Origin of the sequence: Stenotrophomonas sp. PFBMAA-4 (genome assembly GCF_030053215.1) — a bacterium.
Lineage (GTDB): Bacteria > Pseudomonadota > Gammaproteobacteria > Xanthomonadales > Xanthomonadaceae > Stenotrophomonas.
Genome location: NZ_JASGBW010000009.1, coordinates 30,265 through 54,394, shown reverse-complemented (window position 1 = coordinate 54,394; position 24,130 = coordinate 30,265). Strand labels below are relative to the sequence as shown.

At 69.0% G+C, this 24,130-nt stretch carries 26 protein-coding genes; 25 read left to right on the top strand and 1 reads right to left on the bottom strand.

All coding sequences use genetic code 11. The features are described 5' to 3' along the window. Position 1: 1 nt before the first annotated feature. The gene (locus QMZ26_RS07980) at positions 2 to 2,368 is read right to left on the bottom strand and encodes a S9 family peptidase (protein WP_283221121.1); all 2,367 of its coding nucleotides are present in this window, start codon (positions 2,366 to 2,368) and stop codon (positions 2 to 4) included. A gap of 150 nt (positions 2,369 to 2,518) precedes the next feature. Here QMZ26_RS07980 and QMZ26_RS07975 point away from each other — a divergent pair, with 150 nt between their 5' ends. From QMZ26_RS07975 to QMZ26_RS07855, 25 genes are all read left to right on the top strand, one after another. Next, positions 2,519 to 2,962 (top strand): hypothetical protein, encoded by a 444-nt coding sequence (locus QMZ26_RS07975; RefSeq protein WP_200732934.1) that lies wholly within the window; start codon positions 2,519 to 2,521, stop codon positions 2,960 to 2,962. 79 nt (positions 2,963 to 3,041) lie between these two features. Further along, positions 3,042 to 3,371 (top strand): hypothetical protein, encoded by a 330-nt coding sequence (locus tag QMZ26_RS07970; RefSeq protein ID WP_079224246.1) that lies wholly within the window; start codon positions 3,042 to 3,044, stop codon positions 3,369 to 3,371. Between the two features lie 36 nt (positions 3,372 to 3,407). Then, positions 3,408 to 4,052: a sigma-70 family RNA polymerase sigma factor gene (locus tag QMZ26_RS07965; RefSeq protein ID WP_283221120.1), complete on the top strand. Its 645-nt coding sequence runs from the start codon at positions 3,408 to 3,410 to the stop codon at positions 4,050 to 4,052. Next, positions 4,049 to 4,264 carry a hypothetical protein gene (locus QMZ26_RS07960; protein WP_200732936.1) on the top strand — a complete coding sequence of 72 codons (216 nt, stop codon included), beginning with the start codon at positions 4,049 to 4,051 and terminating at the stop codon, positions 4,262 to 4,264. Before QMZ26_RS07965 ends, QMZ26_RS07960 begins: the two co-directional genes overlap by 4 nt. Positions 4,265 to 4,537: 273 nt before the next feature. Further along, positions 4,538 to 5,935, top strand: a complete 1,398-nt coding sequence (locus tag QMZ26_RS07955; RefSeq protein ID WP_200733552.1) for a cytochrome ubiquinol oxidase subunit I — start codon at positions 4,538 to 4,540, stop codon at positions 5,933 to 5,935. Between the two features lies 1 nt (position 5,936). Beyond that, positions 5,937 to 6,950, top strand: coding sequence for a cytochrome d ubiquinol oxidase subunit II (gene cydB, locus QMZ26_RS07950; protein ID WP_283221119.1), 1,014 nt, complete (start codon positions 5,937 to 5,939; stop codon positions 6,948 to 6,950). A gap of 218 nt (positions 6,951 to 7,168) precedes the next feature. Then, positions 7,169 to 7,912 (top strand): beta-ketoacyl synthase chain length factor, encoded by a 744-nt coding sequence (locus QMZ26_RS07945; RefSeq protein WP_283221118.1) that lies wholly within the window; start codon positions 7,169 to 7,171, stop codon positions 7,910 to 7,912. Then, on the top strand, positions 7,905 to 8,702 hold the full coding sequence (locus tag QMZ26_RS07940) for a lysophospholipid acyltransferase family protein (RefSeq protein WP_079224235.1): 798 nt from the start codon (positions 7,905 to 7,907) through the stop codon (positions 8,700 to 8,702). The genes QMZ26_RS07945 and QMZ26_RS07940 overlap by 8 nt, the downstream gene beginning before the upstream one ends. Next, positions 8,689 to 8,946 carry a phosphopantetheine-binding protein gene (locus QMZ26_RS07935; protein ID WP_005411610.1) on the top strand — a complete coding sequence of 86 codons (258 nt, stop codon included), beginning with the start codon at positions 8,689 to 8,691 and terminating at the stop codon, positions 8,944 to 8,946. Before QMZ26_RS07940 ends, QMZ26_RS07935 begins: the two co-directional genes overlap by 14 nt. A 16-nt stretch (positions 8,947 to 8,962) precedes the next feature. After that, positions 8,963 to 9,220: an acyl carrier protein gene (locus QMZ26_RS07930; RefSeq protein WP_025878014.1), complete on the top strand. Its 258-nt coding sequence runs from the start codon at positions 8,963 to 8,965 to the stop codon at positions 9,218 to 9,220. Between the two features lie 22 nt (positions 9,221 to 9,242). After that, positions 9,243 to 9,794, top strand: a complete 552-nt coding sequence (locus tag QMZ26_RS07925; RefSeq protein WP_079224233.1) for a hypothetical protein — start codon at positions 9,243 to 9,245, stop codon at positions 9,792 to 9,794. Next, positions 9,787 to 11,472: an AMP-binding protein gene (locus QMZ26_RS07920; RefSeq protein WP_283221116.1), complete on the top strand. Its 1,686-nt coding sequence runs from the start codon at positions 9,787 to 9,789 to the stop codon at positions 11,470 to 11,472. Before QMZ26_RS07925 ends, QMZ26_RS07920 begins: the two co-directional genes overlap by 8 nt. Beyond that, a complete protein-coding gene (locus QMZ26_RS07915) occupies positions 11,462 to 12,232 on the top strand; it encodes a glycosyltransferase family 2 protein (protein WP_283221115.1) in 771 nt (256 codons plus the stop codon). Before QMZ26_RS07920 ends, QMZ26_RS07915 begins: the two co-directional genes overlap by 11 nt. Position 12,233: 1 nt before the next feature. Then, the gene (locus QMZ26_RS07910) at positions 12,234 to 13,175 is read left to right on the top strand and encodes an acyltransferase (protein WP_200733557.1); all 942 of its coding nucleotides are present in this window, start codon (positions 12,234 to 12,236) and stop codon (positions 13,173 to 13,175) included. After that, positions 13,165 to 14,715, top strand: a complete 1,551-nt coding sequence (locus QMZ26_RS07905; protein ID WP_283221114.1) for an aromatic amino acid ammonia-lyase — start codon at positions 13,165 to 13,167, stop codon at positions 14,713 to 14,715. Before QMZ26_RS07910 ends, QMZ26_RS07905 begins: the two co-directional genes overlap by 11 nt. Beyond that, positions 14,702 to 15,133, top strand: coding sequence for an acyl-CoA thioesterase (locus QMZ26_RS07900; protein ID WP_150453732.1), 432 nt, complete (start codon positions 14,702 to 14,704; stop codon positions 15,131 to 15,133). The genes QMZ26_RS07905 and QMZ26_RS07900 overlap by 14 nt, the downstream gene beginning before the upstream one ends. After that, a complete protein-coding gene (locus QMZ26_RS07895) occupies positions 15,130 to 15,759 on the top strand; it encodes an outer membrane lipoprotein carrier protein LolA (RefSeq protein WP_079224222.1) in 630 nt (209 codons plus the stop codon). The genes QMZ26_RS07900 and QMZ26_RS07895 overlap by 4 nt, the downstream gene beginning before the upstream one ends. Beyond that, a complete protein-coding gene (locus QMZ26_RS07890) occupies positions 15,752 to 18,115 on the top strand; it encodes a hypothetical protein (protein WP_283221113.1) in 2,364 nt (787 codons plus the stop codon). The genes QMZ26_RS07895 and QMZ26_RS07890 overlap by 8 nt, the downstream gene beginning before the upstream one ends. A 56-nt stretch (positions 18,116 to 18,171) precedes the next feature. Beyond that, positions 18,172 to 19,440 carry an NAD(P)/FAD-dependent oxidoreductase gene (locus tag QMZ26_RS07885; protein ID WP_283221112.1) on the top strand — a complete coding sequence of 423 codons (1,269 nt, stop codon included), beginning with the start codon at positions 18,172 to 18,174 and terminating at the stop codon, positions 19,438 to 19,440. Beyond that, positions 19,428 to 19,985 carry a DUF3261 domain-containing protein gene (locus QMZ26_RS07880; RefSeq protein WP_283221111.1) on the top strand — a complete coding sequence of 186 codons (558 nt, stop codon included), beginning with the start codon at positions 19,428 to 19,430 and terminating at the stop codon, positions 19,983 to 19,985. Before QMZ26_RS07885 ends, QMZ26_RS07880 begins: the two co-directional genes overlap by 13 nt. Continuing rightward, the gene (locus QMZ26_RS07875; RefSeq protein ID WP_283221110.1) at positions 19,982 to 21,172 is read left to right on the top strand and encodes a beta-ketoacyl-[acyl-carrier-protein] synthase family protein; all 1,191 of its coding nucleotides are present in this window, start codon (positions 19,982 to 19,984) and stop codon (positions 21,170 to 21,172) included. The genes QMZ26_RS07880 and QMZ26_RS07875 overlap by 4 nt, the downstream gene beginning before the upstream one ends. Next, positions 21,169 to 21,627 carry a hotdog family protein gene (locus tag QMZ26_RS07870; protein WP_283221109.1) on the top strand — a complete coding sequence of 153 codons (459 nt, stop codon included), beginning with the start codon at positions 21,169 to 21,171 and terminating at the stop codon, positions 21,625 to 21,627. The genes QMZ26_RS07875 and QMZ26_RS07870 overlap by 4 nt, the downstream gene beginning before the upstream one ends. Continuing rightward, complete coding sequence (gene fabG, locus QMZ26_RS07865) at positions 21,624 to 22,355, top strand: 3-ketoacyl-ACP reductase FabG2 (RefSeq protein WP_283221108.1); 732 nt, start codon at positions 21,624 to 21,626, stop codon at positions 22,353 to 22,355. The genes QMZ26_RS07870 and fabG overlap by 4 nt, the downstream gene beginning before the upstream one ends. Further along, positions 22,355 to 23,593 (top strand): beta-ketoacyl-ACP synthase, encoded by a 1,239-nt coding sequence (locus QMZ26_RS07860; protein WP_283221107.1) that lies wholly within the window; start codon positions 22,355 to 22,357, stop codon positions 23,591 to 23,593. The genes fabG and QMZ26_RS07860 overlap by 1 nt, the downstream gene beginning before the upstream one ends. Positions 23,594 to 23,647: 54 nt before the next feature. Further along, positions 23,648 to 24,088, top strand: coding sequence for an excinuclease ATPase subunit (locus QMZ26_RS07855; protein WP_283221106.1), 441 nt, complete (start codon positions 23,648 to 23,650; stop codon positions 24,086 to 24,088). Positions 24,089 to 24,130 lie beyond the last annotated feature (42 nt).

The following is a 24,130-nucleotide window of genomic DNA, read 5'->3' as shown; positions in this document are numbered from 1 at the left end:
CTCACTTCAGGTTCTGCTCGAACAGCTTGAGGATGCGCTTGTACTGGTCCAGCCAGGAGTCGGCGCGGATGTAGCCGTGGCGTTCCAGCGGGTACGGGGCGATCGACCAGTTGTCCTTGTGCAGCTCGATCAGGCGCTGGGTCAGGTGCACCGAGTCCTGGAAGAACACGTTGTCATCCATCATGCCGTGGGCGATCAGCAGGTTGTCCTGCAGGTTCTGCGCGTACTCGATGGGCGAGGACGTGCGGTACGCCTCCGGGTCGATGTCCGGGGTGTTGAGGATGTTGCTGGTGTAGGCGTGGTTGTAGTTCTGCCAATCCAGCACCGGGCGCAGCGCGGCGCCGGCCTTGAACGTGCCCGGCGAGCGGAACAGCGCCATGAAGGTCATGAAGCCGCCGTAGGAACCGCCGTAGATGCCGGCGTGGTCGCGGTCACCCTGCTGGGTGTCGACCAGCCAGTCCAGGCCGTCCTTGTAGTCTTCCAGTTCCGGGTGGCCCATGTTGCGGTAGATCGCCGTGCGCCAGTCGCGGCCGTAGCCCTCGCTGCCGCGGTAATCCATGTCCAGCACGATGTAGCCCTTCTCCACCAGCAGGTTGTGGAACATCTGCTCGCGGAAGTAGGCCGGGTAGCGCTGGTGCACGTTCTGCAGGTAGCCGGCACCGTGCACGAACATCACGATCGGGTACTTCCTGCCCGGTTCCTTGTGCTCGGGCTCGTAGTACTTGGCCCAGACCACGCCGGCACCGTGCTTGGACGGCACCGCCACCAGCTTCGGCTGGACCCACTCGCGCGCCTTGTACTCGGCGGTGCGGGTGTCGGTCAGCACGCGCGCCTGGCCACCGGCACTGGGCACCACGGCCAGCTGGGTCGGCAGGTAGGCGGCCGAGTAGCGCACCAGCAGCTGCTGGCCATCGGGCGACAGCGAGAAATCTTCCACGCCGTTGAGGTTGGTCAGCTCGCGCACCTGGCGGTTGCCGGTGTCGACCGCGCAGACTTCATAGTCGTGCGGCGCCTGCTGGTTGCACAGGAAGTAGAAGCCCTTGCCGTCGGCCGACAGCACCGGCGCGGAGGTTTCCCACTTGCCGCTGGTCAGCGCCTGCGGCTTGGCCGTGCCGGCCTGGGTGTACAGGTGCGAGAAGCCCGATTCTTCGGACAGCAGCCACAGGGTGCGGCCATCGGCCATCCAGCCGAAATCGTTGAAGCCCCAGTTGATCCAGGCGTTGTCGGTCAGGCGGTGGCGGTTCTGCACGCGGCCATCGTTGCCGATGCTGACGATCCAGCGGTCCTTGTTGTCGTTGGCGCGCAGCATCACCGCAGCCTGCTGGCCATCGGCGCTCCAGCGCATGCCGCCGCCCATGAAGTCGCTCATCACCTGCACGCTGCGGTCGCCCTTCAGCGGGTCCTTGCCGGCCTTGCGGCGCAGCTCGGCCAGCGGGTCGGTGCCGATGCCCGGCAGGCCCGACAGCGAGAGCTTCTCGGCCTTGCCGGTGCGCACATCGACATACCACAGGGTGTGCGGCTCGAAGCCGTTGCGGCCGACGCGGGTGCGGGTGTCCTCGGTTTCCTCGTAGCCCGATTCGGTCACGTACAGCGGCATCTTGCTGGTGCGGCCGTCATCGAAATCCTTCGGCTTGGTCACCACGATCAGGTGGCCCAGGTCCGGCGACAGCAGGCTGTCGGCGATCTCCACGTCGGCGCCCAGGTAGATCGGGGCTGCGGCACGGGTCGGGTCGGCCTGGCGCCAGCGCTGGTCCTGGTCCTTCAGCGCTTCACGCTGGTCGCGGTCGCGGCGCAGGGTTTCCAGGGTGCGCAGCTGCTGGTCGCGAAGCAGGTCGTCCTTGGGCTTGCTGGCCGGGTCTTTTTCGGCCTTCAGGCTGGCCACCTGCTGCACGCCGGCGGCGGCGGTCCAGTGGAACCATTCCTGGCCGACGCGCCAGATCACGCCGTTGTCGGCGGCGAAGTTGACCCCGGCCGCGCGTTCGTTGCTGCGGGTCAGCTGGGTCAGCGCGCCGCTGCGCAGGTCGCGCACGAACACATCGCCGTTGCGGACGAAGGCGCTGCGGCTGCGGCTGCGGTCGTAGACCGGCTCGGCCACGTCCAGGGTGCCGCGCTGGTCATCGGCCACCTGTGCGGCGGCGCCACCGGCCAGCGGCTGGCGGAAGGTGTCGCGCACCGGGCTGCCGTTGCGCTTGAGCTGGTACTCCACCTGCTGGCTGTTCCAGGACCACCAGGCCTTCTCGACCGGCGGACCGATCCAGTCCGGGTCGGCCATGGCCTGTTCGATGGTGATCGGCGTCGGCGCGGCATGCGCGGCCGGTGCGGCCAGCACGGCCGACAGCAGGAGGGACAGGGGCAGCACTCGGGACATGGGCGGACAGCACCAGATGAGGAAACCGGGCAAGGGTAGCAGCCGCCCGGGCCGGGGGAGGGGGCCACAGGTCATGCAGACCGCTTGGGCAAAGGCCCGGCGGGGCCTTGCGTGGCGCATGATGGGCGACTGAGCCGGAAGGAGCCGACCATGTACCCCTACGACTACCGCATTTCCCTGGGGGTGCAGCACCCTGCAGTCGCCAGCGCCGACATCTCCGCCCGGCTGGGGCTGGAACGGAGGTTCTTCCGTGATGCCGGCACCGATCTGCGTGGCGGTGATGGCCGCTTGATCCGGGTACATGGCTTCACCTGGGTGAGCTTTGAACTGGCCGCTGGCAAGGATGGCTGGCTGATGGACGCCTGGCCGCAGGTGGTCGGGATCCTGCAGGCGCGGGTGCAGGTGATCCAGGCATTGAACCAGGAGGGCGCCGATGTCGGCCTGCGTATCGCTGTTTTTGGCAAGCGGGCGTGGGCGGGTTTTGAACTGGATCCTGCACTGGTGCGGCTGATGGCCGACCTGCGGCTGGGCTTCCATCTGGAAACCTGTTTTCCGGATGCACCGGTCGAGACCGAGACCGACGACGAAGCCTGACACATCCACTGCAACCGGTCGCCGGGCCTGCGCATCCAATCTCCTGAACCCGCATCATTCACCGGACAGGAGCACGACCATGCAGGAACTCATCCCGATCACCCTCTTCCTCTGCATCGCCTACGCGATCCACGCCATTGCCGATGCGCGGGCGCGCAGCAAGCTGGTGGCCCCGCACGTGCCGGAGGAAGTGATCCGCTCGCTGGCGGTGCTGGAAGAGGAGCGCCGCCGCCAGGGCGCGCTGCGCTGGGGCATCAGCCTGGTCAGCCTGGCCGTGGCCCTGGCCCTGCTGGAAGCCATGGGTGCGCGCGAATTGACCTTCGGCGCCGCCGCTGCGCTGGCCGGCAGTGCCGGCGTGGGCCAGCTGCTGGCGTGGTTCATCACCCGCCCCGCCGTGCGCAAGGGCTGACCGGCGCATGCCACGGGCACAGCGAGCGGCCAACGCATGAGCCTGCTGGGCGGCGCTCTGGCTGCATTGCGCGGGCGGCGTCGCGACGCCGTCGCCGAGGAACCGGCTGCGTGGGAAGACGACCGCGCGCTGGTGGTCGCCATCATCGATGGTTCGCAGGCAGCGTTCGCGCAGCTGGTGCAGGCCCATCAACGTACCTGTGCACACGTGATCGGGCGCATGGTCGGCAATCGCGACCAGGTGGCCGATCTGCTGCAGGAAACCTTCCTGGCGGTGTTCCGCCAGCTGCACCGGTTCCGCTTCGAATCCTCGCTGCGGACCTGGGTTTCGCGGGTGGCCTACACGACGGCGCTGCAGCACCTGCGCCGCCGCCGGCTGGAGATGCAGTGGATGATGGCGGTGGAGGTGCCCGAGGAGCTGGGGATCGGCGACGAGGGTCCCGGCCCGGCGGAGCTGAGCGAGGCGCTGCAGGCTGGACGCCAGCTCGGCGCGGCGCTGGAACGGCTGACCCCGCCGCAGCGGCTGATCGTGGGCCTGCATTACCTGGAGGATTTCGACCTGGCCGAGATTGAACAGGTGACCGGGATGGCGCGCGGTACCATCAAGAGCCACCTGTACCGCGCGCGGCAGACCCTGAAGCAGGAGCTGACGCGACGCGCCACCGCCGGAGAACTGCTGTGAGCGAAGCCAACGACCCCCGCGATGCCGATGCGCGCGCGCTGTCGCAGGCGCTGCGCGAGCAGGAACAACAGCACGCCGTGCCTGATGTAAGCGACGCGCTGCAGCAGCGGCTGCAGGCGGAAACGCGCGACAGCGGTGTGCTGTACGTGGTGGTGCAGGTGCTGTTGTTTGGCGCCCTGTTGGCTGCAGCAGCCTGGTATTTCTGGCACTGACAGCCCCCGCCGGGCATGGCCCGGCGCTACCTGGAATCTCCATTGGTAGCGCCGGGCCACGCCCGGCGGATCGGCACCGGACCCAGCGGCAGGGTCCCCGCGCATGGCGATGCGTCCGTCGGATCGGCGCCCGCAGGCCACGGGGCGCGGCCATGCCCGGCGGGTTGACCCCTGCGACAAAGTGAAGCAGCGCGTCACCCGGTCGCATCCCGGCTTAACCAAATCCTCCTAAAGTGGTCCGGTATCCCACCCGTACCCGGCAGGAGGCGTCCCTTGGACGCGTTGTTGTTGTCGCGGATCCAGTTCGGATTCGTCATCAGTTTCCACGTGCTGTTCCCCGCGTTCACCATCGGTACGGCCAGCTGGCTGGCCTTCATCGAATGGCGCTGGCTGCGCACGAAATTGCCCGTCTGGCGCGACCTGTATTTCTTCTGGCAGAAGATCTTCGCCGTGTCCTTCGGCATGGGCGTGGTCAGCGGCATCGTCATGGCCTTCCAGTTCGGCACCAACTGGCCGCGGCTGAGCGAGGTGGCCGGTACGGTCATCGGCCCGCTGCTGACCTATGAAGTGCTGACCGCGTTCTTCCTGGAAGCCAGTTTCCTCGGCGTGATGATGTTCGGCTGGGGCCGCGTATCGCCGCGCCTGCATTTCCTGTCCACCTGCATGGTGGCGCTGGGCACGCTGTTCTCCACGTTCTGGATCCTGTCGTCCAACAGCTGGCTGCATACGCCGGCCGGCTACGAAATGATCAACGGCATCGTGCACCCGGTGGACTGGTGGCAGGTGGTGTTCAACCCGTCCTTCCCGTACCGCCTGGCGCACATGGCGCTGGGCTCGTTCATCACCACCTGTTTCGTGATCGGTGGTGTGGGCGCGTGGTACCTGCGCAAGGGCACGCACGTCGAAGCGGGCCGCCGCATGTTGGTCGCGGCGGTGGCGTTTGCCGCGCTGACCGTGCCGGTGCAGATCTTCGTCGGCGACATGCATGGCCTGAACACGCTCAAGCACCAGCCGATGAAGATCGCGGCGATGGAAGCGCACTGGCATGAAAGCAAGGCAGGCGAGGGCGTGCCGCTGGTGGTGTTCGCGCTGCCCAACGAGAAGGAGCAGCGCAACGATTTCGAAGTGGCCATTCCGAAGCTGGGCAGCGTGATCCTGACCCATTCGCTGGACGGTACGTTCGATCCGCTGACCTCGGTGCCGGCCAGCGAACGGCCGCCGGTGACGCCGGTGTTCTTCGCCTTCCGCATCATGGTCGGGCTGGGCACGCTGATGCTGTTGCTGGCCTGGGTCTCGGCCTTCCAGCTGTGGCGGAAGAAGCTGCTCGATTCGCCGTGGCTGCTGCGCGGCTGGAACTGGATGCTGCCCAGCGGTTTCATCGCGCTGGTGTCCGGCTGGTTCGTCACCGAGATGGGGCGCCAGCCGTGGGTGGTCTACGGCGTGCTGCGCACCGCCGATGCGGTGGGCCCGCAGAGTGCGTGGATGACCGCGCTGTCGCTGGCGGTGTACGTGGTCGGCTACGCCTTCGTGTTCGGCTGGGGCATCTGGTACCTGGTGAAGATCCTGCGCCACGGCCCGCAGCCGTATGTGGAGGGCCCCTCGCTGGACCACGGCAGCCACACGCCGGCGCGCCCGCTGTCGGCCGCCGACGAACCGCTGGAGGAGCGCTGACATGGACCTGATGACCTGGCTGCCGGTGGCATGGTTCGCGGTGATCGGCTTCGGCGTGCTGATGTACGTGGTGCTGGACGGCTTCGTGCTCGGCATCGGCATCCTCGCCCCGTTCGCCGAGGATGAGGAACAGCTGGACCTGATGATGAACACCGCCGCGCCGATCTGGGACGGCAACGAGACCTGGCTGGTGCTGGGCGGTGCCGGCCTGCTGGCGGCATTCCCCAAGGCCTACGCGGTGCTGCTGTCGGCGCTGTACCTGCCGGTGCTGCTGCTGGTGGTGGCGCTGGTGTTCCGTGGCGTGGCCTTCGAGTTCCGCTTCAAGGCGCACCGCTCGCGCCGGTTGTGGAGCGTGGCCTTCGGCCTGGGTTCGCTGCTGGCGACCTTCGCCCAGGGCGTGATCCTGGGCACCCTGGTGCAGGGTATCCCGCTGGTCGATGGCCGCTTCAGCGGCGGCGCGTTCACCTGGTTCAGCCCGTTCGCGATGCTGACCGGTGCCGCGCTGGTGGCCGGCTACGCGCTGTTGGGCAGCACCTGGCTCATCCTGAAGACCGAGGGCCGCGTACAGGCACTGGCGCGGCAGATGACCCGGCCGCTGGTGGTGGCGGTGATCGCGGCGATGGGCCTGGTCAGCAGCTGGCTGCCGTTCCTCGATTCGCGGTTGATGGATCGCTGGTTCAGTGATGGCAATTTCTGGTGGCTGTCGCCGGTGCCGTTGCTGACCCTGGCGGTGGCCGCCGCGCTGTGGCGCAGCGCCACCCATCCGCGCCGCGACCTGCCGCCGTTCCTGCTCAGCCTGGCCTTGTTCGTGCTCGGTTTCGCCGGCCTGGTGCTGGGCATGTGGCCCTACCTGCTGCCGCCGTCGATGACGCTGTGGCAGGCCGCCGCACCGGCCTCCTCGCTGGGCTTCACCCTGGTCGGGCTGGTGGTGCTGCTGCCGGTCATCCTGGGCTACACGGCCTGGTCCTACCGGGTGTTCCGCGGCAAGGTACGCGCCGACGCCGGTTACCACTGAAGGATGTGAACGGGGAGCGGCCGGTGACCGCTCCCCGTTTCGGTTTGTGAAACATGTATTCCCTGCGCGGGACGTGCTAGCGTTCGCACCTTTCCGGCCGCCAGGGGGGCTGCCGGCGACGTCCTGGACGGACGCACGGCTGCAGGAATGGGGGGCCGCCGCGCGTCGCCATGCTGTTGGCCCGTGCCTGTCTTCCGCCCATCCAAACATCACCGGTAATGATCGAATTTTCCGTTGTCGACTGGGCCGCCTGGGCGCCTGGACTGACAGAACGTAGCCAATGGATGGGCTGGGCCGACGCGCCGTTCCTGCCGCAGGGCGAGGGCACGCCGTCGTTGGCGGAAGTGCCGGCCATGCAGCGTCGCCGCATCGAGCGCCTGGGCCGCATGGCCATCCAGGCTGCGTGCTGGTGCGAAGACGCGCAGGGCGCCGACAGTGAAGTGCCGCTGGTGTTTGCCAGCCGCCATGGTGACGTGGCCCGTTCGATGGACCTGCTGGGCTCGCTGGCCGCCGCCGAGCCGCTGTCGCCCACCGGCTTCGGCCTGTCGGTGCACAACGCGATCGCGGCGCTGTATTCCATCGCCCGTGGCCACCGGGGCAACTACCTGGCGCTGGCCGCTGGCCAGTCCACCGTGGAAACCGCCTGTCTGGAAGCTGCCGGCCTGCTGGCCGACGGTGCGCGGGAGGTGCGGGTGGTGGTCTATGAATCACCGTTGCCCGACGTTTACGCCGAATTCGCCGACGAACCCGACCCGTTCTTCGCCTGGTGCTGGCGCCTTGCGCCGTCCGGCACGGCCGGCACCGGCCTGCGCCTGGCCTGGGAACCGGCCGCCGCTGCGGCCGATACCGCGCCCGGCCTGCTGCCGCACGCGCTGGACCTGCACCGGTTCCTGCTCTCGACTGCACCCACTCTCGACCATGTGGCCCAGGGCCAGCGCTGGCGCTGGAGCCGCCATGGCTGAAGCCCTGCGCCGTCTCGACCACGCCTGGCGGGTTGTTGGCACCGGCCTGAGCTTCGCCGCGTTCGGCGTGGGCGGGCTGCTGCTGGGCGTGTTCGTGATGCCTCTGCTGCTGTTGATGCGCGACCCGGTCGCGCGCCAGCGGCGGGCGCGGCGGCTGGTGCAGGGGGCGTTCGCCAGCCACGTGTGGCTGATGTGCCGGCTGGGCCTGATGACGCTGCAGGTGGAGGGCCGCGAGCGCCTGCACCGCGATGGCCTGCTGGTGCTGGCCAACCACCCGACCCTGATCGACGTGGTGTGCCTGATCGCGCTGCTGCCCAACGCTGACTGCGTGGTCAAGCGCGCGGTGGCCTGCAACCCGTTCATGCGCGGCCCGGTCCGCGCCGCCGGCTACATCGCCAATGACGATGGCGCCGGCCTGGTCGATGACTGCGTGGCCGCCGTGCATGCCGGCGGCACCCTGGTCATTTTCCCGGAAGGAACCCGCACCGTGCCGGGGCAGCCGCCGCGCCTGCAGCGGGGCGCTGCCAACATCGCCGTGCGCGGGCGGCTGGACATCACGCCGGTGCGTATCAGCTGCACGCCCGCCACGTTGACCAAGGGCCAGAAATGGTATCGTGTGCCCTCACGTCGTTTTCACGTTCGGCTGCAGATCGGCGAAGATATCGCCATCGCACCCTTCCTGGCCGAAGATGACGCGTCAAGGGGGGATGCCTTGGCGGCCCGTCGCGTCACCGACCACCTCACTCGTTATTTCGACCTGTCTGGAGACCCGACCCGTGCAAGCACTTGAGCACGAGATCAAGGAATTGATCATTTCCTCGCTTTCACTGGAGGACATCACGCCGGAGGACATCGATCCGACCGCGCCGCTGTTCGTGGAAGGCCTTGGCCTCGATTCGATCGACGCCCTGGAGCTGGGCCTTGCCCTGCAGAAGAAGTACGGTGTCAGCCTCTCGGCCGACTCGGAAGAAACCCGTCGCCATTTCTCCAGCGTGCGCGCGCTCGGCGAGTTCGTCGCCGCCCGCCAGTCGTAAGGCGCCAGGAACTGCCATGACCAAGAATGAACTGTTCGAGCGCATCGTCCGCATCCTGACCGACAGCTTCGAGATCGAACCTGCCCGGATCAGCCCGGAATCGCGCCTGTATGACGACCTGGACATCGACAGCATCGATGCGGTCGACCTGATCGTGCAGCTCAAGCCGCTGCTCGGCCGCAACCTGCAGCCGGAAGCCTTCAAGGCCGTGCGCACCGTACAGGACATCGTTGATGTCGTGCACGGTCTGCTGCCGGGCCAGGCTGCCGCCTGACCGCAGGCCGGGCACCGCGACCATGGCACGGGCACGCATGGTCGTGGTGGCAGCGCTTTCGCTCGCCTATCCGGTGCTGGTCTACGTGGCCATGGGCCGCTTCGAGCCGCGCTGGCTGTCGCTGCTGCTGTTCGGCCTGGCCCTGCTGCGTGCGCTGAGCACCCGGCAGCCGCTGTGGTGGGCCGCCGCGGCCGGTGCCGGCCTGCTGGCCGGCCTGGCCACCGTGCTCAACCAGGCCTTGCCGCTGAAGCTGTACCCGGCGCTGGTGAACGTGGTGATGCTGTCGGTGTTCGCCACCAGCCTGCGCTTCGGCCCGCCGCTGGTGGAGCGCCTGGCGCGCCTGCAGGAGCCGGACCTGCCCGCCTTCGCGGTGGCCTATACCCGTCGCGTCACCCAGGTGTGGTGCGGCTTTTTTGTTCTCAACGGTGGCCTGGCCCTGTTCACCGCGCTGTACGCGTCGGACCGGGTCTGGATGCTCTACAACGGATTGTTGGCGTACGTGATGATGGGAGTGTTGTTCGCAGGCGAGTGGCTGGTGCGGCGTCGGGTGAAGGCGGCCCATGCCCATGGCTGACTGGATCGCCCTGGACCGGTTGCTGGTCACCGCGCGGCCTGGCCGCGACATCGGTATCTGTGAAGGTGTCGCCCTGGACCACAGCGCACTGCGCCTGCGCGCGCTGGCCTGGCGCGATGCGTTCGCCGCTGCCGAAGGCCGCGACTGGGCGCTGTATTTCGACGATGCCATCGCCTTTGCCGCGGCCCTGTTCGGCGCCTGGCATGCCGGCAAGCGCGTGTTCCTGGCCGCCGACAACCTGCCGGCCACGCTGCAGGCGCTGCAGGCGCAGGTCAGTGGCTTCGCTGGCGATGTGTCGGCCGACTACCGCCCGTTGCTGCCCGCCGCCGTGGCATCCGACCGTGCGCTGCAGGCGCTGGACGAACGTGCCTGCGAACTGTGCGTGTTCACCTCCGGCAGCACCGGCCAGCCCAGCGCGATCAGCAAGCGCATGGACCAGCTGGCACGCGAAGTCGATGCGCTGCAGGCTGCCTTCGGCGCCCAGCTCGACGGCGTGCAGGTGCACGGCACGGTGTCCCACCAGCACATCTATGGCCTGCTGTTCCGCGTGCTGTGGCCGTTGGCCGCGGGCCGCCAGATCCAGCCGCGGCGCTTCTTCCATGAAGACCTGGTCGGCACCCTGGCCGCCGCCGACAGCGTGCTGGTGGCAACCCCGGCGCACCTCAAGCGCCTGCCCGAACAACTGGACTGGGCCAGCCTGCACGGCCGCCTGCGTGCGGTGTTTTCCTCCGGCGGCCCGCTGCCGGAAGAAGCGGCGCGGCAGGTGCGGCAGTGGCTGGGCGTGGCGCCCACCGAGGTGTACGGCAGCAGCGAGACCGGCGGCATCGCCTGGCGCCGCTGGGACACCGACATGCCGCCGTGGCAGCCGCTGCCGGGCGTGCAGTGGCGCATCGAGGAGGGTTGCCTGGCCGTGGCGTCGGCGCACCTGGACAGCGCCGACTGGTGGCGTACCCAGGACCGCGTGGAAGCGCTGGCTGATGGCCGCTTCCGCCTGCTTGGCCGCGCCGACCGCATCGTCAAGATCGAAGAACGCCGGGTCTCGCTGGACGCGCTGGAACGCGCGCTGCGTGACGACCCGGAAGTAGAGGACGTGCGCGTGCTGGTGCTGTCCGGCCAGCGCGAGCAGCTGGCGGCGGTGGTGGTGCCGGCGGATCCAGCGCTGGTGGCGGCCGGCGATGCCGCGCGCCGTGCCTTCGGCCTGCGCCTGGGCGCGCGCCTGGCGCAGGGCCACGACGCGGTCACCCGCCCGCGCCGCTGGCGGCTGGTCGAAGCGTTGCCGATCAATGCGCAGGGCAAGGTCACCCAGGCCGCGCTGGCCGCGCTGTTCCAGCCGCTGATGCCGGTGCCGCAGTGGGACCACCGTGCGGCCACGTCGGCGACCCTGCGGATGACGTTGGATGCATCGCTGCGCGCCTTCCAGGGCCACTTCCCGCAGGCAGCGATCCTGCCCGGCGTGGCCCAGCTGGACTGGGCGGTGCGTTTCGCACGCCAGGCCTTCGACCTTCCGCGCGGCTTCGTGCGGATGGAGGCAGTGAAGTTCCAGCACGTGGCCCGCCCGGGTGATGAGTTGAGCCTGCAGCTGGACTGGGATGCCGGGCGTGGCGTACTGACGTTCCGCTACACCTCCCTGCATGGCACGCACGCCAGCGGCAAGGTGGTCCTGACCGATGCGCACTGACGCTGTGGTGGCCGCTGGCGCCTTCGCGCCGCTGGTGGTCATTCCCGTGTACGACCACGAGCATGCCATCGGCGCCGTGGTCGATGGCGTGCAGAGGGCCGGCCTGCCGTGCCTGCTGGTCGACGATGGCTCGCGCGCATCGTGCGCCGAGGTGCTGCAGGCGCTGGCACAGCAGGACGGCGTCGACCTGCTGCGGCTGGACGTGAACCAGGGCAAGGGTGGGGCGATGCTGGCCGGTTTTGCCGAGGCCGCGCGCCGCGGCTACAGCCACGTGCTGCAGATCGATGCCGACGGCCAGCACGACAGCGGCGACCTGCCGCGTTTCATCGCCGCCGCGCAGGCGCGGCCGGACGCGGTCATCTGCGGCATTCCCGCCTACGATGCCAGCGTGCCCAAGGCCCGGCTGTACGGCCGCTACGCCACCCACATCTGGGTGTGGATCAACACGCTGTCGCTGCACCTGCGCGACACGATGTGCGGCTTCCGGGTCTACCCGCTGCCACCGGTGCTGCGCCTGATGCGCGAGGAAACCATCGGCCGGCGCATGGATTTCGATACCGAAGTGATGGTGCGCCTGTACTGGCGGCAGGTACCGGTGGACCACCTGTCCACCCGCGTGACCTATCCGGCCGATGGCGTTTCGCACTTCGACGTATGGCGTGACAACGTGCGCATCAGCCGCATGCACACCCGCCTGTTCTTCGGCATGCTGCCGCGCGCCCCGCGCCTGCTGTGGCGCCGCCTGCAGGGTCAGGGCTGAGATGAGCCGCGCGCACGATGCACCGCACTGGGCCGACATCGGCGAATCCACGTCCGTGGCCGGCGTGCTGTTCCTGTGCTGGGTACACCGCTGGTTCGGGCGCTGGCCGTTCCGCCTGTGCGTGTGGCCGGTGGTGCTGTGCCACTGGCTGGGCAACCGGGTGGGCCGCCGCGCCTCGCTGCAGTACCTGCAGCGGCTGCAGGCGCACACCGGCGCGCTCGGCCATGCGCCGGGCTGGCGCGACAGCCTGCGCCATTTCTTCAGCTTTGCCGACACGATGCTGGACAAGATCCTCGGGCTCGGCGGCCGTTATCCCCCCGAGCGTATCCACCTGCAGCGCGACCTGGTGCTGGACAAGATCGCGCGCCGCGAAGGCGGGCTGATCCTCACCGCGCACATCGGCTGCCTCGAGCTGTGCCAGGTGCTGGCCGAGCAGGTGCCGGGCTTCCGCATCACCGTGCTGGTGCACACCGCGCATGCGCAGCGCTTCAACCGCCTGCTGCAGCGGCTGGACCCGCTGGCCGCGGTGGAGCTGGTGCAGGTGACCGAAATGGGCCCGGCCACGGCAGTGATGCTGGCCGAGAAGGTGGCCTCCGGTGGCTTCGTGGCCATCGTCGGCGACCGCGTGCCGGTGCAGGGCGGGCGCAGCGTGATGGCCGAATTCCTCGGCCACCGTGCACCGTTCCCGATCGGTGCCTATGTGCTGGCTTCCGCGCTGGCGTGCCCGGTCTACACGATGTCCTGCCTGCACGAAGGCGATGGCTATCGCGTGGCGTTCGAACACTTTGCCGATCGCGTGGTGCTGCCGCGCGGGTCGCGCGATGCCGCACTGGCCGAACAGGCGCAGCGCTTCGCGCGCTGGCTGGAACTCCAGGTCATCCAGTCCCCGCTGGACTGGTTCAATTTCTTCCCCTTCTGGGACCAGGCTCCTCATGACGATTGACGCCGTACCCGTGTGCCGTTTCGGCGATGCACCGCTGACCATCGAAGACGTGGTTGCCCTGGCCCAGCGCCAGTGCGATGCCGCCCTGAGCGAGGCGCCGGCCTTCCGCGCGCATATCCAGCGCGGCGCCGATTTCCTTGACCGCCTGCTGCGCGAGGACGGGGTGATCTATGGCGTGACCACCGGCTACGGCGATTCGTGCACGGTGAACATTCCGCCGGCGCTGGTGGCCGAGCTGCCGCACCACCTGTACACCTACCATGGCTGCGGCCTGGGCCGTTACCTGGACCCGGCCGAAACCCGCGCGGTGCTGGCCGCGCGCCTAGCCTCGCTGGTGCGCGGCATGTCCGGCGTCAGCGTGCCGCTGCTGGAAGGCCTGGCCACCCTGCTGCAGCACGACGTGCTGCCGTTGATCCCGGCCGAAGGCTCGGTCGGTGCCAGTGGCGACCTCACCCCGCTGTCCTACGTGGCCGCCGTGCTGTGTGGCGAGCGCGAGGTGCTGTTCGAAGGCCAGGTGCAGCCGGCCGGCCCGGTGCTGGCGAAGATCGGCATGGTCCCGTTGAAGCTGCGGCCGAAGGAAGGCCTGGCGATCATGAACGGCACGGCGGTGATGACCGGCCTGGCCTGCCTGGCCTGGCAGCGCGCTGACTACCTGGCGCGCATGGCCACCCGCCTGACCGCGTTCAACGTGCTGTCCAGCGATGGCAACGCGCACCACTTCGACGAAACCCTGTTCGCCGCCAAGCCGCACCTGGGCCAGGGCCGCATCGCCGCGCGCCTGCGCAGCGACCTGCACAGCGAACGCCCGCCGCGCAACGAACAGCGCCTGCAGGATCGTTACTCGCTGCGCTGCGCGCCGCACGTCATCGGCGTGCTGGAAGACAGCCTGCCGTTCCTGCGCCAGCTGATCGAAACCGAGCTGAACAGCGCCAACGACAACCCGCTGATCGATGCCGACGGCGAGCGCATCCTGCACGGTGGCCACTTCTACGGTGGCCACATCGCGCTGGCGATGGACACGCTGAAGAACACCGTGGCCAACGTCGCCGATCTGCTCGACCGGCAGCTGGCGCTGGTGGTCGATGCCCGCTACAACCACGGCCTGCCGGCCAACCTGTCGGCGGCCACCGGCCCCCGCGCGGCCATCAACCATGGCCTGAAGGCGCTGCAGATCAGCGTCTCGGCATGGACCGCCGAAGCGCTGAAGCAGACCATGCCGGCCAGCGTGTTCTCGCGTTCGACCGAATGCCACAACCAGGACAAGGTCAGCATGGGCACCATCGCCGCGCGCGACTGCCTGCGCGTGATCGAACTGACTGAACAGGTGGTGGCCGCAATGCTGATCGCCGCACGCCAGGGCCTGGCCCTGCGCGAGCGGGTTGGCCTGAACGCGCAGCTGCATGGCAGTCTGGCCGACATGTACGCCGACCTGGGGCAGCGCATCGCCCTGGTCGAAGAAGACCGCGCGCTGGATCGCGAACTGCGGGAACTGCTGGTGGAGATCCGCGCGCAACGCTGGGAGCTGTATGTCGGTGAATGAGGCAATCGAACTGGTCGGCGAGATTTCGCTGTCCCCGGCCTTCCATGACTGCGATCCGATGAACGTGGTCTGGCATGGCAACTACTTCAAGTACTTCGAGATCGCACGCTGCGCGCTGCTCGGCCGCTACGACTACGACTACCCGCAGATGCTCGAATCGGGCTACCTGTGGCCGGTGGTCGATGCGCGGGTGAAGTACGTGCGGCCGCTGCTGTTCAACCAGGCCCTGCGCGTGGTGTCGCGCATCGTCGAATGGGAGAACCGGCTGAAGATCGAATACGAGATCCTCGATGCGGAAAGCGGCCAGGTGCTGACCCGTGCGATGACCATCCAGGTTGCGGTGGACGCGACCAGCAAGGAAATGCTGTACCAGTGCCCGCCGGTGCTGTGGCAGCGTCTTGGAGTGCCTGCCCCGTGAATCCCTTTACCCGCTTCCCGCGCGTGCTGCTGTGCGCGCTGCTGCTGTCCGCCGCGCCGCTGGTGCAGGCCGCCGATGCCAACGTCGATGCGATCACCCAGGCGGTGGCGCGCCCGGACGTGCTGCGTGGGCAGTTCACCCAGGAAAAGCAGGTCAGCGGCTTCAAGAACCCGCTGCGTTCGCAGGGCCAGTTCGTGGTCGCGCGCCAGCACGGCGTCATCTGGACCACGCTCAAGCCGTTCCCCTCCGAAGTGGTGGTGACCGCTGACCGCATCCTCAGCCGCCAGCGTGATGGCAGCACCCGCGTCGAACTGGACGCGCGGCAGCAGCCGGCAATGCGCTCGGTCAACGCGATCATGTTCGCGCTGATGAGCGGTGACGTGCAGGCACTGTCCAGCCAGTTCAACGTGCAGGCCAGCCGCGAGGGGCAGGGTTGGCGGCTGAAGTTGACCCCGAAGTCGGCGATGCTGGCCAAGGCCTTCGAATCGCTGACCCTGCAGGGCGACCGCTACGTGCGCCAGGTGGAGATCGTGGAGGCCAACAAGGACCGCACGCAGATCCAGTTCAGCGCGCTGAGCGAAGCGCCTGCCAGCCTGTCCGCCGACGAGGCGCGCCGCTTTGACTGAGGTACCTGACGTGGCTGCGGGCAAGGGCTCGGAGCGCCTGCGCCGCTGGTGGCACTGGCTGGGCATTGCCTGGCTGCTGGTGCTGCTGGTGCTGGGCGCGCAGCAATGGCGCCTGTGGAGCCAGGAATCGCGGATCGACACCGACATCCTCGCCCTGCTGCCGCAGGATGCGCACGACCGCCTGCTGAGTGATGTGACCCGGCGCATCGCCGATGGCAGCTCGCGCCAGGTGGTGGTGCTGCTGGGCAGTGCCGATGGCGCCGCCGCCAAGCGCGCGCAGGCCGCCTTCGCCAAGGCCATGGCCAGCGATGCCGACAGCGGGCTGCTGGTGCCCAGCGGTTCGATCGAAGGCTGGTTCGATGAAGCGCGCGCGTTCTACGCGCCGTATCGCGACCGCCTGCTGACCCCGGCCCAGCGCGAACAGCTGCAGCAGGCCGAACCGGGTGCGCTGGCCGAACAGGCGCTGGGCGCGCTGTACGGCCCGATGGGCGCGCCGCGGCTGACCGACTGGCGGCAGGACCCGTTGTCGCTGTGGCCGCAATGGTGGCAGCAGCAGGCCCAGGGCTCCGGCCTGCGCCTGGGCGATGACGGCCTGCTCGAAGCCGAGGGCAAGCACTGGGCCGCGCTGCAGTTCGATACGCCCGGCTCAGCCTTCCAGCTTGATGGCGAGCGCCATATCGACGGCCTGCTCGAGCGCGCCGGCCTGGCCGCCAAGGCCGCCGCAGCGGATCTGGAGATCCTGCATGCCGGCGTGCCGCTGCATGCCGAAGCGGCGGCGGTGCAGGCCAACCAGGAAATCAACACGATCGGCTGGGGCTCGCTGGCTGCGGTGCTGCTGCTGGTGTGGCTGGCCTTCCGTTCGCTGCGGCCGATCCTGCTGGTGGCCGCGTCGCTGCTGATCGGCTGCGGCGTGGCGCTGGCGGTGACCGTGCTGGTGTTCGGCAAGGTGCACGTGCTGACCCTGGTGTTCGGCGCGTCGCTGGTGGGCGTGGCCGAGGATTACGGCATCCACTGGTTCGCCTCGCGCCAGGCCGAGCCGGCCGACCGCCGCTGGAAACTGCTCAAGCACCTGCTGCCCGGCCTGTGGCTGGCGCTGGTGACCAGCGCGCTGGCCTACCTGGCACTGGGCCTGGCCCCGTTCCCGGGCCTGCGGCAGATGGCGCTGTTCTCGGTGGTCGGCTTGGCCGGCGCCTTCCTGACGGTGATCTTCTGGTTCCCGTGGCTGGACGGTGGCGAGATCCGCCAGACCCGTTTCTCGCAGTGGCTGGGCAACACCCTGGAGCGCTTCCCGCGCCTGCATGGCACGCGCCCGGTCACGGTGTTCGTCGTGGCCGCGCTTGCGCTGTCGGCCATCGGCATCGTGCGCCTGCAGAGCAACGACGACCTGCGCAGCCTGCAGTCCTCGCCGCCGGCACTGATGGCCGAGCAGATCCGCCTGAGCCAGCTGCTGGGCATGCCCAGCCCGGCACAGTTCTACCTGGTGCAGGGCGCCGACGCGGCGCAGCTGCTGGAGCGCGAAGAAGCGCTGACCGGACGCCTGCGCGCACTGGCCAGCGACAAGCGCATCGGCGGCTACCGCGCGATCAGTGACTGGCTGCCATCGCCGGCGCGCCAGCAGGCCGATGCCGCGCTGACCGCCAGGGTGGAACCGGGCGTGTTGGCGGCGGTGTCCGAAGCCGTGGGCGAGCCGCTGCCGCGGCCGGCCTTCGCCGCTTCGCCGCTGACTGCCGAGGCCTTCCTCGCCTCGCCAGCCTCACAGCCGTTCCGCCACCTGTGGGTGGGTGCGGTGGGCGGGCAGATGGTCAGCGTAGTGATGGTCGATGACCTGTCGCGCGCCGATGCACTGGCCACCCTGCAGGGCGCGGCCGAGGGCCTGCCCGGCGTGCGCTGGGTCGACCGCACGGCCGACTTCTCCATGCTGCTGGGCCATTACCGCAAGCTGATGGGCGGGCTGCTGCTGGTCGGCATCGCGCTGGTGTTCGGCGCGCTGTGGCTGCGCTACCGCCGCCAGGCCTGGCGCGTGTTCGCGCCCACCCTCATCGCCGGTGCGCTCACCCTGGGCCTGCTGGGCCTGTTCGGCCAGCCGCTGCAGCTGTTCAACGTGCTGGCGCTGATGCTGCTGCTGGGCATGGGCATCGACTACGGCATCTTCCTGATCGAGCACCGCGGCGATGCCAGCGCGTGGCTGGCGGTGTGCGTGGGTGCGGCCAGCACCTGGCTGTCGTTCGGCCTGCTGGGCCTGTCACAGACGCCGGCGCTGCGTGCGTTCGGCCTCACCCTGCTGTTCGGCATCGGCCTGGTCTGGTTGATCTCGCCGCTGTTCCGCCCGCCGCCGCACGACCTGCCGCCGGCCTGACCACGCTTCACCGCACACTCTTCCTTTCCACCTGATCGAGCAACAAGGACGCACCGATGACTACTGCCGTGGATGTTCCTGCAGATCCGACCGATGTCGAACGTACTGAAATCCTGATCATCGGCGCGGGCCCGGCCGGTTCGGTTGCCGCGGCCATGCTGCGCCAGCAGGGCCGCCAGGTGCTGATGCTGGAGCGCCAGCAGTTCCCGCGCTTCTCGATCGGCGAGAGCCTGCTGCCGCAGAGCATGGAATACATCGAGGCCGCCGGCCTGCTGCAGGACGTGGTGGAAGCGGGCTTCCAGCACAAGAACGGCGCGGCCTTCGTGCATGGCGAGGCGCGTACCGCGTTCGACTTCCGCAGGAAGTTCTCGCCGGGCTGGGGTACCACCTACCAGGTGCAGCGCGCCGACTTCGACAACGTGCTGGCGCGCGGTGCCGAGCGCATGGGCACCACCCTGCGTTTCGGCGACGAAGTGCTGGCGGTGGAAGCCGGCGAGCACCCGGCGGTGAACGTGCGCCGTCCCGATGGCAGCGAGTACCGCATCGAAGCCGACTTCATCCTCGATGCCTCCGGTTTCGCGCGCCTGCTGCCGCGCCTGCTGAACCTGGAATCGCCGTCCAACTTTCCGGTGCGTGGCGCGATCTTCTGCCACGTGCGCGACAACATTCCGGCCGAAGCAGATTTCGACCGCAACAAGATCCTCATCACCACCCACCCCGAGCACATCGACGTCTGGTACTGGACCATCCCGTTCTCCAACGGCTGCTGCTCGCTGGGCGTGGTCGCCGAACCGTCGTTCTTCGAACGCTACGAGGGCGACGACCTGCAGAAGCTGCAGGCCATCGTCGGCGAGGATCCGAACCTGACCGGCCTGCTGGCCAACGCCGAATGGGCGGTGCTGCCGGTGCGCCGCATCACCGGCTACTCGGCCAACGTCAGCTCGCTGTGGGGCCCGGGCTATGCGCTGCTGGGCAATGCCGGCGAGTTCCTCGACCCGGTGTTCTCCTCCGGCGTGACCATCGCGTTCAAGTCCGCGCAGCTGGCCAGCGAATGCCTGAGGCGCCGCTACGCCGGTGAAACCGTCGATTGGGAAAACGAGTTCTCGATTCCGCTGCGCGCCGGCGTGAAGACCTTCCGCCGCTTCGTCGAAAGCTGGTACGAAGGCGGTTTCCAGAAGATCATCTACCACCCCGACCAGCAGCCGGAAGTGCGTGACATGATCAGCTCCATCCTGGCCGGCTACGCCTGGGACACCAACAACCCCTACGTAGCCGACCCCAACGGCCGCCGCATGCGCGTGCTGGAGGAACTGTGCAGCGCCTGATCGTCCGCGTCAGCGCGGTGCTGCTGTGCCTGCTGCTGGCCGCCTGTGCCAGCCGCATGCCGCGCCCGCTGGTTGAACTGCCGCCGCTGCGCCTGCCGCCGGCCAGCCTGCCGGCGCCGCTGGCGCTGCAGCAGCAGCTGCATTTCCGCTTCGGCAGCCACGAACGTGACCTGGATGCGCTGCTGGAAGCGGACGCGCAGCAGGTGCAGCTGGCCGTGCAGGCGATGGGCCAGACCGGCGTGCGCCTGCAGTGGGACGGCAAGCAGCTGACCCAGCAGCGTGCGCCCTGGCTGCCGCCGCAGGTGCGTGCCGAGCGCGTGCTGGACGACCTGCAGTTCGCGCTGTGGCCCACCGCCGCGATCGCCGCGGCGCTGCCGGCGGGCTGGCAGGTGGCCGACGATGGCCAGCAGCGCAGCCTCTCGCGCGATGGCCAGGTGTGGCTGCAGCTGCAGCGCCTGGACGATGGCAGCGTGCAGCTGGACAACCGCGCCGAGGGCTATGCCCTGCGCATCGAATCGATCGACATGGCCGGGCAGGATAAATGACCGCAGCGATTTACCTGAACGACCTGGGCGTGGTCTGTGCGCTGGGCGAGGGCCGTGCGGCCGTGGCGTCGGCGTTGTTCGCCGATGCACCGGGCGGGCTCAGCGACAACGACACCCTGCTGCCGGGCCAGACTCTGGCGCTGGGCGAAGTGCGCACGCCGCTGCCCGCGCTGGACGACCTGCCGGTGGGCCTGCGTGGCCGCAACAACGCGCTGCTGGACGCGGCCCTGGCGCAGATCGCGCCGTCGGTGCAGGCCGCCATCGCCCGTTATGGCGCATCGCGCGTGGCGGTGGTGCTGGGCACCAGCACCTCGGGCATCGGTGAATCCGAGCAGGCCCTGCGTACCCGCGCCGAAACGGGCGAGTGGCCGCTGGGTTTCGATTACGCGCAGCAGGAAATGGGCACGGCCGCGCAGTTCGTGCGCCAGCGCAGCGGTGCGCTGGGGCCGGCCTGGACCCTGTCCACCGCCTGTTCCTCCAGTGCCAAGGCGCTGATGTCGGCCGCACGCATGCTGCGCGCCGGCATCGTCGATGCGGTCATCGCCGGCGGCGCCGATTCGCTGTGCCGCTTCACCGTGGCCGGTTTCAGCGCGCTGGAGTCGGTGTCGGCGCTGCGCTGCAACCCGTTCTCGCAGCACCGCTGCGGCATCAACATCGGCGAAGGTGCCGCGCTGTTCCTGCTGACCCGCGACGCCGGCCCGGTGCAGCTGGCCGGCTGGGGCGAATCGGCCGATGCCCACCACATGTCCGCGCCCGACCCGAAGGGCCTGGGTGCGATCGACGCCCTGCAGCAGGCACTGCAGCGCGCCGGCTGGGATGCGCAGGACGTGGATTACGTGAACCTGCACGGCACCGCCACCGGCCACAACGATGCGATGGAGAGCGTGGCCGTGGCCCAGGTGCTGGGCACCGCGGTGCCGGCCAGTTCGACCAAGCCGCTGACCGGCCATACGCTCGGCGCCTCGGGGGCCATCGAGGCCGCCGTGTGCTGGATCCTGCTGGCTGAAAACCCGGGCCACCGGCTGCCGCCGCACTGGTGGGACGGCAGCGCGGACCCGGCGCTGCCGCCGCTGCCGCTGGTCGCCCCCGGCACCCGCCTGGCGCGGGCACCGCAGCGGGTGCTGAGCAATTCCTTCGCCTTCGGCGGCAGCAATGCCGTGCTCGCACTGCAGGGGGTGGCCGCATGAGCCTGCCCCTGTTCGCGATCGAAGACGTGGTGCCGCACCGCCAGGACATGTGCCTGCTCGAGCGCATCGTGCGCTGGGACCAGGACAGCATCGAAGCGGAACTGGTGGTGCCCGCCGCAGGGCTGTTCATCGAGGACGGCGGCGTACCGGCCTGGGTCGGCATCGAGTACATGGCGCAGGCCATCGCGGCGTGGGCCGGCTGCCGTGCCCGCGTGGCCGGCAACCCGCCGCAGCTGGGCTTCCTGCTCGGCAGCCGGCGCTATACCAGCCCGCGCAGCAGCTTCCCCAGCGGCAGCCAGCTGCGCGTACACGCGCGCTGCGAGCTGTTGGGCGACAATGGGCTGGGGGTGTTCGCCTGCCGGATCCTGGCAGGCGATGAAGAATGGGCGGTCGCCAACGTGTCGGTGTTCGAACCGGCCGACTCGATGGCATATCTGGAGAGTGGACAGGCATGACAGGGAATCGAAGCGTGCTGGTGACCGGCGCCAGCCGGGGCATCGGCCGGGCCATCGCGCTGCGCATCGCGCGCGACGGCTTCGACGTGGTGGTGCATTGCCGCAGCCGCGTGGACGAAGCACAGGCCGTGGCGGCCGAGATCCAGGCACTGGGCCAGCAGGCCCGCGTGCTGGCCTTCGACGTCGCTGACCGGGCGGCCGCGCGTGCAGCGCTGGACGCGGACGTGGACGCGCACGGCGCCTGTTACGGCGTGGTCTGCAATGCCGGCATCGCCCGCGATGGCGCCTTCCCGGCGCTGTCCGAGGACGATTGGGACCAGGTCATCCACACCAACCTGGATGGCTTCTACAACGTGCTGCACCCGCTCATCATGCCGATGGTGCGGCGGCGCAAGCCGGGCCGCATCGTCACCCTGTCCTCGGTGTCCGGCGTGGCCGGCAACCGCGGCCAGGTCAACTACAGTGCGGCCAAGGCCGGCATCATCGGTGCCACCAAGGCGCTGGCGCTGGAACTGGCCAGCCGCCAGATCACCGTCAACTGCGTGGCCCCCGGCCTGATCGAGACTGACATGCTCAACGAAGAAGTGGTCGACCATGCGCTGAAGCTGATCCCCGCCGGCCGTGTCGGCCGCCCGGAGGAAGTGGCCGCCACCGTCGCCTTCCTGCTGTCCGAGCCGGCCGGCTACATCACCCGCCAGGTCATCTCGGTGAACGGGGGCATGATCTGATGGCCGCCGATCGTCGCGTGGTGGTCACCGGTGCCGCCGCCATCAGCCCGCTCGGCCATGACTGGCCGACCATCGAAGCGCACCTGCGCAGCTGCCGCAATGCGGTGCGCAGCATGCCCGAATGGGATGTCTATGCCGGCCTGAACACCAAGCTGGCCGCGCCGGCGCAGGACTACGACCTGCCGCCGCACTACAACCGCAAGACCACCCGCTCGATGGGCAAGGTCGCCATCATGTCGGTGCGTGCCACCGAAGTCGCCCTGCGCGAGGCCGGCCTGTTCGAGCACCCGGTGCTGCGCAGCGGCCGTGCCGGCGTGGCCTATGGCTCGTCTTCGGGCAGCCATGAAGCCACCGGCGAATTCGGCCGCATGCTGCACGAATTCACCACCGACGGCATCAGCGCCACCACCTACCTGAAGATGATGAGCCACACCGCGCCGGTCAACATCGGCGTGTTCTTCGGCCTGTCCGGGCGCGTCTACACCACCTCCAGCGCCTGCACCTCGGGCAGCCAGGGCGTGGGCGCCGGCTATGAATCGATCCGCAGCGGCAAGCAGACGGTGATGGTGGCCGGCGGTGCCGAACAGCTCGATGCCACTGCCGCTGCGGTGTTCGACACCCTGTTCGCTACCAGCACGCGCAACGATGCACCACAGACCACCCCGCGCCCGTTCGATGCCGGCCGCGATGGCCTGGTGCTGGGCGAGGGTGCCTGCACGCTGATCCTGGAAGACCTGGAACACGCACAGGCCCGCGGCGCGACGATCCTCGCCGAGATCGTCGGCTACGGCACCAACAGCGACGGCCAGCACGTCACCCAGCCCAGCGCCGACACCATGGCCCAGGCCATGCGCCTGGCCCTGGAGGATGCCGGCCTGCAGCCGTCGCAGATCGACTACGTCAATGCCCACGGCACCGCCACCGACCACGGTGACATCGCCGAGACCCAGGCCACCGCCCAGGTCTTCGGCAGCCGCATGCCGATCAGTTCGCTGAAGAGCTACGTCGGCCACATGCTCGGCGCCTGTGGCGCGTTCGAAGCCTGGATGAGCATCGAAATGATGCGCGCCGGCTGGTTCGCCCCGACCCTCAACCTGGGCGAGGTCGACCCGCGTTGCGGCCAGCTCGATTTCATCACCGGACAGGGCCGCGAACTGCAGGCCGAGTACGTGATGAGCAACAACTTCGCCTTCGGCGGCATCAACACCTCGCTGGTGTTCCGCCGCTGGAGCGAATGATCCACCGCCCCACACCGCACCCCAAACCCGCACCCCGAACAAGGAGAAGTTTCGATGCGTCGTACCCTGATGATCGCCACGGCCACCGCAATGCTGGCCCTGACCACCACCGCCTCGGCCCGCGAAACCCGCGTCGAGCAGTCCCTGCGTGAGCTGGTCAGCTCGCAGGCCGCCAAGGATGCCGGCATCGACGGCAGCGTGCGCTTCTACCTGGCCGGCCAGCCGGTCAGCGTGCAGCAGCGCCTGGGCGAGGACGTGACCAACAAGAAGACCAACGCCGCCAACAAGAGCGACGAGGAAGCCTGCCGCTGGGTGGCCCTGTCGGCGCTGCGCGCGCTGCAGGATGGCGCCAAGTCGCGCGGCGCCAACGCCGTGGTCGACATCGTCAGCTACTACAAGAAGAACGAGTTCAAGAGCGCCACCAACTACGAGTGCTACGCCGGCGCGATCCTGGCGGGCGTGGCGCTGAAGGGCACCTACGCCAAGGTAAAGTAAGCATTGCCGTAGTCCCCGGCGGTGTGCCGGGGACGCGGTCTA

What these genes read in the sequence shown, in the direction of transcription:
- QMZ26_RS07870 (WP_283221109.1), top strand. Translation starts at nt 21,169, where the DNA reads ATGAGCCTGCCCCTGTTCGCGATCGAAGACGTGGTGCCGCACCGCCAG.
- QMZ26_RS07975 (WP_200732934.1), top strand. Translation starts at nt 2,519, where the DNA reads ATGTACCCCTACGACTACCGCATTTCCCTGGGGGTGCAGCACCCTGCA.
- QMZ26_RS07900 (WP_150453732.1), top strand. Translation starts at nt 14,702, where the DNA reads ATGTCGGTGAATGAGGCAATCGAACTGGTCGGCGAGATTTCGCTGTCC.
- QMZ26_RS07920 (WP_283221116.1), top strand. Translation starts at nt 9,787, where the DNA reads ATGGCTGACTGGATCGCCCTGGACCGGTTGCTGGTCACCGCGCGGCCT.
- QMZ26_RS07980 (WP_283221121.1), bottom strand. Translation starts at nt 2,368, where the DNA reads ATGTCCCGAGTGCTGCCCCTGTCCCTCCTGCTGTCGGCCGTGCTGGCC.
- QMZ26_RS07925 (WP_079224233.1), top strand. Translation starts at nt 9,243, where the DNA reads ATGGCACGGGCACGCATGGTCGTGGTGGCAGCGCTTTCGCTCGCCTAT.
- QMZ26_RS07860 (WP_283221107.1), top strand. Translation starts at nt 22,355, where the DNA reads ATGGCCGCCGATCGTCGCGTGGTGGTCACCGGTGCCGCCGCCATCAGC.
- QMZ26_RS07940 (WP_079224235.1), top strand. Translation starts at nt 7,905, where the DNA reads ATGGCTGAAGCCCTGCGCCGTCTCGACCACGCCTGGCGGGTTGTTGGC.
- QMZ26_RS07930 (WP_025878014.1), top strand. Translation starts at nt 8,963, where the DNA reads ATGACCAAGAATGAACTGTTCGAGCGCATCGTCCGCATCCTGACCGAC.
- QMZ26_RS07885 (WP_283221112.1), top strand. Translation starts at nt 18,172, where the DNA reads ATGACTACTGCCGTGGATGTTCCTGCAGATCCGACCGATGTCGAACGT.
- fabG (WP_283221108.1), top strand. Translation starts at nt 21,624, where the DNA reads ATGACAGGGAATCGAAGCGTGCTGGTGACCGGCGCCAGCCGGGGCATC.
- QMZ26_RS07905 (WP_283221114.1), top strand. Translation starts at nt 13,165, where the DNA reads ATGACGATTGACGCCGTACCCGTGTGCCGTTTCGGCGATGCACCGCTG.
- QMZ26_RS07945 (WP_283221118.1), top strand. Translation starts at nt 7,169, where the DNA reads ATGATCGAATTTTCCGTTGTCGACTGGGCCGCCTGGGCGCCTGGACTG.
- QMZ26_RS07910 (WP_200733557.1), top strand. Translation starts at nt 12,234, where the DNA reads ATGAGCCGCGCGCACGATGCACCGCACTGGGCCGACATCGGCGAATCC.
- cydB (WP_283221119.1), top strand. Translation starts at nt 5,937, where the DNA reads ATGGACCTGATGACCTGGCTGCCGGTGGCATGGTTCGCGGTGATCGGC.
- QMZ26_RS07970 (WP_079224246.1), top strand. Translation starts at nt 3,042, where the DNA reads ATGCAGGAACTCATCCCGATCACCCTCTTCCTCTGCATCGCCTACGCG.
- QMZ26_RS07915 (WP_283221115.1), top strand. Translation starts at nt 11,462, where the DNA reads ATGCGCACTGACGCTGTGGTGGCCGCTGGCGCCTTCGCGCCGCTGGTG.
- QMZ26_RS07965 (WP_283221120.1), top strand. Translation starts at nt 3,408, where the DNA reads ATGAGCCTGCTGGGCGGCGCTCTGGCTGCATTGCGCGGGCGGCGTCGC.
- QMZ26_RS07875 (WP_283221110.1), top strand. Translation starts at nt 19,982, where the DNA reads ATGACCGCAGCGATTTACCTGAACGACCTGGGCGTGGTCTGTGCGCTG.
- QMZ26_RS07855 (WP_283221106.1), top strand. Translation starts at nt 23,648, where the DNA reads ATGCGTCGTACCCTGATGATCGCCACGGCCACCGCAATGCTGGCCCTG.